Below are 6,092 nucleotides of genomic sequence, written 5' to 3' on the forward strand. Positions count from 1 at the left end.
CTTTTTAAATAAANNNNATAATTAATTAAAATTATAATTTNCTATTAGTATCTTTTTAAAAATATTTACAATTATTTTAATAGGTTATGCAAGAAGTCTAATTAACTAAAAAAAAATAGTCCTTATTATCGGCAATTATTAATTATTAGAAAAAAATACAAATGCTTTATCAGAATTAGCACGAAAACAAAAAATTGCAATGATGGAGCAAACCCACCAAAATAAAAAAAGAACTAAAACTAAAAAAATATAATCTGGTTGTTCTTTTTAATTAAAAATTACTTATGATAACTTTCATTATTAATAATCTTAAAACTACGATATATTTGTTCTAATAATACTAATCGGCATAATTGATGTGGTAAAGTTATTGCTCCAAAGCTTAATTGAAAATTAACCTTTGACAATAATTCATTATTAATTAAAGCCATGACTGCCTCCAATAATAAACAATAACTTTGCTTTTTTAAAATCTTTAACTTCCTTAATATATGCAGCAATTTGTTCACTTGTTAAAATTTGACCTTGTGATGCTAATAATACTTTATAATATTCTGAATAATCTAATAGTTTTTTTATTACTAATGCTGTTTGTTCATTAATTGTTACTTGTTCATTCTTATTAATTATTAACTTCTTTTAATTCAATAATTTCTAATTTTGCATAATGCTTAATTCTTTCAAAAAAAGTTTCACAGCCCATTACTTAGATACTTTTTATCTAATGAACCAATTGCCAGAATTTTAATATCCATTATTTATATTGGTCAGTAATTGAATCAACATTAATTGTTCATTTTAGAGCTGGGAAAGTATAATCTGTTTCTGGTGTTGGGAATTGACCACGTTTACCAACTTCCTTATCTTCTTCATCGGTTAAAATTTCTTTATCATCATTTTTTTTAACAAAACCTAATGCAATTTTAATATTTTGATCAATCTTAGCAGCATCTGGAATCGCATTAAAATTATAGTGATGATAATCATCATCTTTTAAACTCTCAAAGTCATAAAAACCATAATTTAGGAAAAATCATTGATGACCATAAGTTGGACTATCTTTTGTACTATTTGGATTTTCGTAAACAAGATAATTTGCATAACCTACTAATTTATCAATTGTTGATGTAAAAGTAAAACGATTATGTTCTCCTTGAAACTCAAAGCGAATTGTCACATTAGGAATAACAATTGCAAGATAACGTGCTGATTGATATCCACGATTTTGATCAATTTGATCATAACCTTGATTATAGCCATTTTTTGGATCATTTAATCATTCAAGAATCGATGCTATAGGTGATAATACTTTTAATGATGAAGGTGTATAAGGAGTTTTTTTGCCATCTGGTCAAGTTTGTTCTTTAACTCATTCTTTATTCTTTGTTTTTTCTGCATTTCCAGTCATTGTCACCAAATTATCATTTATTTTATTTAAAATTGTTTTATTTTCATTTGCAAAGAAAGCAACTTGACTATAGTATGAGTCATAACTAGTTGAATAATTGTTAAAAAATTCTTCTCATAATACTTTTTGATTAATTTTTTTACTATTATCAAAAGGATCTTGCGCATCAGTTTTTGCAGTTTTAATTAGTTCATCCTTTTGCCCTTTTAAGCCAGCTGCAATTTGCTCATCAGTTCACTTTGCTCCTTTACCAGTTGTTACACTATTATCTTTTGTTAAATTTATACCATGTAAAATAGGATTAATTGCATTATTAATTAAACCCAATTGCCCCCCCTGTAAACTGTATTCATAAGGAATACCATTTTCATCTTTTCCTGATTGGGTTACATCATCAATTCCATTTGTTGATTTACCAGTTGCTGTTGGAGCATGACTAAATTTTTGATTTCCATTATACATAAAAGTAGGAATAGGATTTCCTTGTGGTGCACCACTACAAGCAACAGCTGATGCTGATGATGCTGTAACCAAAGTTGTTGCTGCAAAAATTGATAATAACTTACGCATTATAGTCCTCTTTTCTTAAACACTAATTTATTTTTCACTAATTAATATAGTATCCTAAATTTTTGTATTTTGCAAACCATAATCAGCAAATGAACCGTGTTTTTTTACAAACAATAATTCAACACTCCCAGTTGGACCATTTCGATGCTTTGATAAAATTAATTGTGCTTTTTCTGTTTCTAACATTGGTCCTTCCATATTATTTGAATCGTGAGAAGTATAATATTCTTCTCGAAATAAAAACATAATAATATCCGCATCTTGTTCAATTGCTCCTGAATCACGTAAATCAGACATAATTGGCCTTTTGTCTTCTCGTTTTTCAACTGACCGTGATAATTGGGATAAACAAATAATCGGAACCTCTAATTCACGTGCTAATGCTTTAAGTTGCCGCGAAATTGTTGAAACTTCCTGTTGACGTGAATCACCAAAATGAGTTCCAGTGCTAAGTAATTGTAAATAATCAATAACAACTAAACCAACTTCGTTTTCACGACATAATTTTCTTAACTTTGACTGTAATTCAATAACTTTCAAACCTGGTGTATCATCAATAAATAATTTTGTTTGTTTTAAAAAATCTGCCGCCTTGGTAATATTTTCTCAATCACGTGTTTGTAACCCTTTACCAGTTCGGACTTTAACAGAATCAACTGTTGAATAACTTCCTAGCATTCTTTGAATTAATTGTTCCGCTGGCATTTCAACTGAAAAAATAGCAACTGCTTTTTTTGATTGAGCAGCTGATTTAACAGCAAAATTTAAAACTAATGCTGTCTTTCCCATTGAAGGACGTGCCGCCAAAATAATAAAATCCCCTTTTTGAAAACCTGATGTCATACGATCTAAATCACGAAAACCACTTGGACTTCCTGTTAACATTTCACCAGAATTTTCTAACAATTCAATTTTTTGAAGTACTTTATCAACTTCATCATATGAAGTTTTAAATAAATTCCCTTTTCGCTCTTTTTTAACATCTAAGATTTCTTTTTCTGCATGACTAACAACTTCATCAATTGGCTGATGAGCATCAATCTGACGATTAATACTATCAACAACAGCCTTTAATCGACGTGAGGTTGTATTTTTAATAATAATATCTAAATATTCAGATAAATTAGCATCTGTTGTATATGATTGAAATAAATCAGTTAAAAATTCAATGCCACCAATTTTATTTAAAATATTATTTTTTAACATATAATTGCTTAATGTTGTAATATTAATAGCAACCTTTGCTGAAAATTGTTCTTGTAAAGTTTTGAAAATTACTTTGTAATTCATTACAGTAAAATCTTCTTCTGTTAAAATTGAAAAAACTTCTTCAGCTGCTGTAATGGAGTGTGCAATTATTGCTAAAACATTTTTTTCCGCATCATTAATAACATTAAGTTTATTTAATTCTGTTTTATTGATGTTTTCCATTAATTAACTCTCCTTTTTTTCTACCATCATTTTTAATGTTGCAATTATATTTGGAGCTAATTTAATTTTTAGGTAATGTAACCCAAAACTTGTTAAATTATTATTATCAATAAATTTCTTTTTATCAACTTTTAAATTAAATTCTTTTGCTAATCTATCTTCAATTTGTGTTAAAGAAACAGAACCAAATGTTTTATTATCATGAACTTTTAATTTAAAATTCAATGTTAATTCTTCTAATGTTGCTTTTAATTCTTCTAAAGAAGCTTTTGTTGCTGCTTCTTGTGCTGCTTGCTGTGATAAAACAACATTTAATTTAGCCAAATTAGCAGAAGTTGTTGGAATTGCAAAACCTTCTTTAATTAAATAATTTTTTGCATAACCATCAGCAACATCAATTACATCATTAACTTTTCCTTTTCCTTTAACATCTTTAATTAAAATAACTTTCATCATAATCACCTACTACAAATTATAACAGAAAACTTCTTAAAATAATTTTAATAAATAAAAAACGAATTATTTTCTTCGCTTTTTAACCAATATCTAATAAATATAACGATAGCACCGCTTTTTTAAAAACTTTATCCAAACGTTTTTCAGCTTCGCTATCTTCTTGATATGTTAAAGAATTCCGATATTTTGTATGTTGTAAAAAACTAAAAATATCATATTCTAACTTAGGATTAAAATCTTTAATTTCAGCTCGTTTTTCTTCTAACAGTGGTAATAACTTATTTAAAGCAATTAACTTAGCACTAATATTACCATTATTTGCAAAATACTCAGTAAAAATTATTTCTTTATTAATTTTGTTATCATCATTATCAATATTTTTTAAAGTTTTATTTGACATTAATCTTGGTTTTCTTCTTATCTTGCTATTACTACCAGTACTATTGTCTTTAATACCAAAACGTTTTACTTTTAATCCGTTATTAATTGCATCAACAATTTCAATACCAAATCAATCTAATAATTCATAAATTTTTGTTGTATAACTATTAAAAGCAACTGATTTATAATTATTCAAAGCACTAATTGTTGGTCCATCCGTTTCCATTGATAAATTAGTAATATTTAATGTATATTCACAAAATTTTAATAATTCTGAATCTTCAATAAAAAAATTATCAATTTGGTTATAAATTAAATCATAATTTTTTCCTTCGTTTTTCTTATTTATTTTTTTCCCTAAATTCAAATCTAAATCATTTGTTAAATCAATACTATAACTTTCTTTAATAATTCCTAATTCATGTAATTCATTATTTGCATCTAAATTAATATCAAAAAATAAAATTGCTTTATCAACATTCATTCCAAATAATTTAGTTGATGAATTATCTAATGATGACTTAATAAATTGATCATTAATCATAACTACTCAATCTGTAAAGATTTCTTTAAAATTCGTTAAAAAATATGCATATCTTTCGTTTTCATTTTTATCAAAAATTGACATACTTCACCCCTGTTTATATTCTGTTTTGCATTAAATATATTATACCAAAAAAAAGCCATTATATTAGACTTCTTGCATAACCTAGTTATTTTAAAATTCCTATAATTTCTATTTTAAATATATTTTATAGAAATTTTAAAATAACTAGGTTATGCAAGAAGTCTAATAAACCCTCCCTCACAAAAATTCAGGATAATAGTAACAAGCAACCATTAAATTCAATTAAAAAAGCATATTAAATTAATTAATATGCTTTTTTAATTAATTGTTTAAATCTATTTTGAAATGGTGGACCCGAACGGGATCGAACCGTCGACCCCCTGCGTGCAAGGCAGGTGCTCTCCCAGCTGAGCTACGGGCCCAAAATTCTTATAAAAAAATGGTCGGGCTAAATGGACTTGAACCATTGACCTCACCCTTATCAGGGGTGCGCTCTAACCAGCTGAGCTATAGCCCGAAAACCTAAATCATTATAACATTAAGTTTATTTAAAAAACAACCATAAATTTAAAATATTTTGTGAAAACCATATACATTTTAGACCACTGATTTANTNNTTAAATTAGAACTTATGCAAATTAGAGCTAGAACTAGAATGAAATTACCTATTTATGGTATTATATAAAAATGCATTTAATTAAAAAAAAAAAATAAAAATTTTTAAACCATTTTTTTTTTAGCCAAAAAGGTATATAAAAAACCTATTAATTTTTACCTTTTGCTCTCTCTATCTCTCTCTCTCTGTTTCAATGCTCAATCAAAAATCAATTAATAAAATATTAAACTAATTTTCTTATGGGAAAACATTTTTGGACAATATAATAATATACATATATAAAGTATTTGATTGAATTGTATATTTTTATATATATTTAATTAATTATTTATTTATTAAAATCAATGAAAGAAAGAAATTATTACTTTAAAATATTTGCTTTAGATTTATATTTATATATAAAGAATACTAAAATGATTCATATCAACTATTTGATTTATGCTGATGATTTTTTTTACTTTTATATATGTTAATTTAATTATTTTTAGATAAAATCAATAAAATAAATAAACATTTAAAATAACAGACTTTTATATCATTTATAATTATATTTCATTATTTAACTAAAATTATATTAAAAATGAAAAATGTGAGTCATTTGATTGATTCCAACAACGATTTTTTCAACATAGAAATTATTTGAAGTATTTATACAAAATTAT

General features: G+C 25.6%; 6 protein-coding genes and 2 tRNA genes. All 8 read right to left on the reverse strand.

Features of this window, described 5'->3' with window-relative positions; translation table 4 throughout:
• Positions 1 to 278: 278 nt before the first annotated feature.
• Complete coding sequence (locus BST80_RS03505) at positions 279 to 431, reverse strand: 23S rRNA (pseudouridine(1915)-N(3))-methyltransferase RlmH (RefSeq protein ID WP_415745984.1); 153 nt, start codon at positions 429 to 431, stop codon at positions 279 to 281.
• A complete protein-coding gene (locus BST80_RS03510) occupies positions 418 to 633 on the reverse strand; it encodes a 23S rRNA (pseudouridine(1915)-N(3))-methyltransferase RlmH (protein WP_415745987.1) in 216 nt (71 codons plus the stop codon). Before BST80_RS03510 ends, BST80_RS03505 begins: the two co-directional genes overlap by 14 nt.
• Before the next feature lie 121 nt (positions 634 to 754).
• Entirely contained in the window at positions 755 to 1,978 is a 1,224-nt protein-coding gene (locus BST80_RS03515; RefSeq protein ID WP_415745985.1) for a lipoprotein, read from the reverse strand.
• A gap of 54 nt (positions 1,979 to 2,032) precedes the next feature.
• A complete protein-coding gene (gene dnaB, locus BST80_RS03520; RefSeq protein ID WP_400248339.1) occupies positions 2,033 to 3,409 on the reverse strand; it encodes a replicative DNA helicase in 1,377 nt (458 codons plus the stop codon).
• Positions 3,410 to 3,412: 3 nt separating this feature from the next.
• On the reverse strand, positions 3,413 to 3,865 hold the full coding sequence (gene rplI, locus BST80_RS03525) for a 50S ribosomal protein L9 (RefSeq protein WP_400248340.1): 453 nt from the start codon (positions 3,863 to 3,865) through the stop codon (positions 3,413 to 3,415).
• 79 nt (positions 3,866 to 3,944) lie between these two features.
• The gene (locus BST80_RS03530) at positions 3,945 to 4,874 is read right to left on the reverse strand and encodes a hypothetical protein (protein WP_415745986.1); all 930 of its coding nucleotides are present in this window, start codon (positions 4,872 to 4,874) and stop codon (positions 3,945 to 3,947) included.
• A gap of 286 nt (positions 4,875 to 5,160) precedes the next feature.
• Positions 5,161 to 5,236: transfer RNA gene (locus BST80_RS03535), tRNA-Ala, on the reverse strand.
• Positions 5,237 to 5,254: 18 nt separating this feature from the next.
• Positions 5,255 to 5,331, reverse strand: a tRNA-Ile gene (locus BST80_RS03540).
• Positions 5,332 to 6,092 lie beyond the last annotated feature (761 nt).

It is taken from the genome of Spiroplasma sp. Moj (assembly GCF_016082285.1).
GTDB classification, from domain to species: Bacteria; Bacillota_I; Bacilli_A; order Mycoplasmatales; family Mycoplasmataceae; genus Spiroplasma; species Spiroplasma phoeniceum.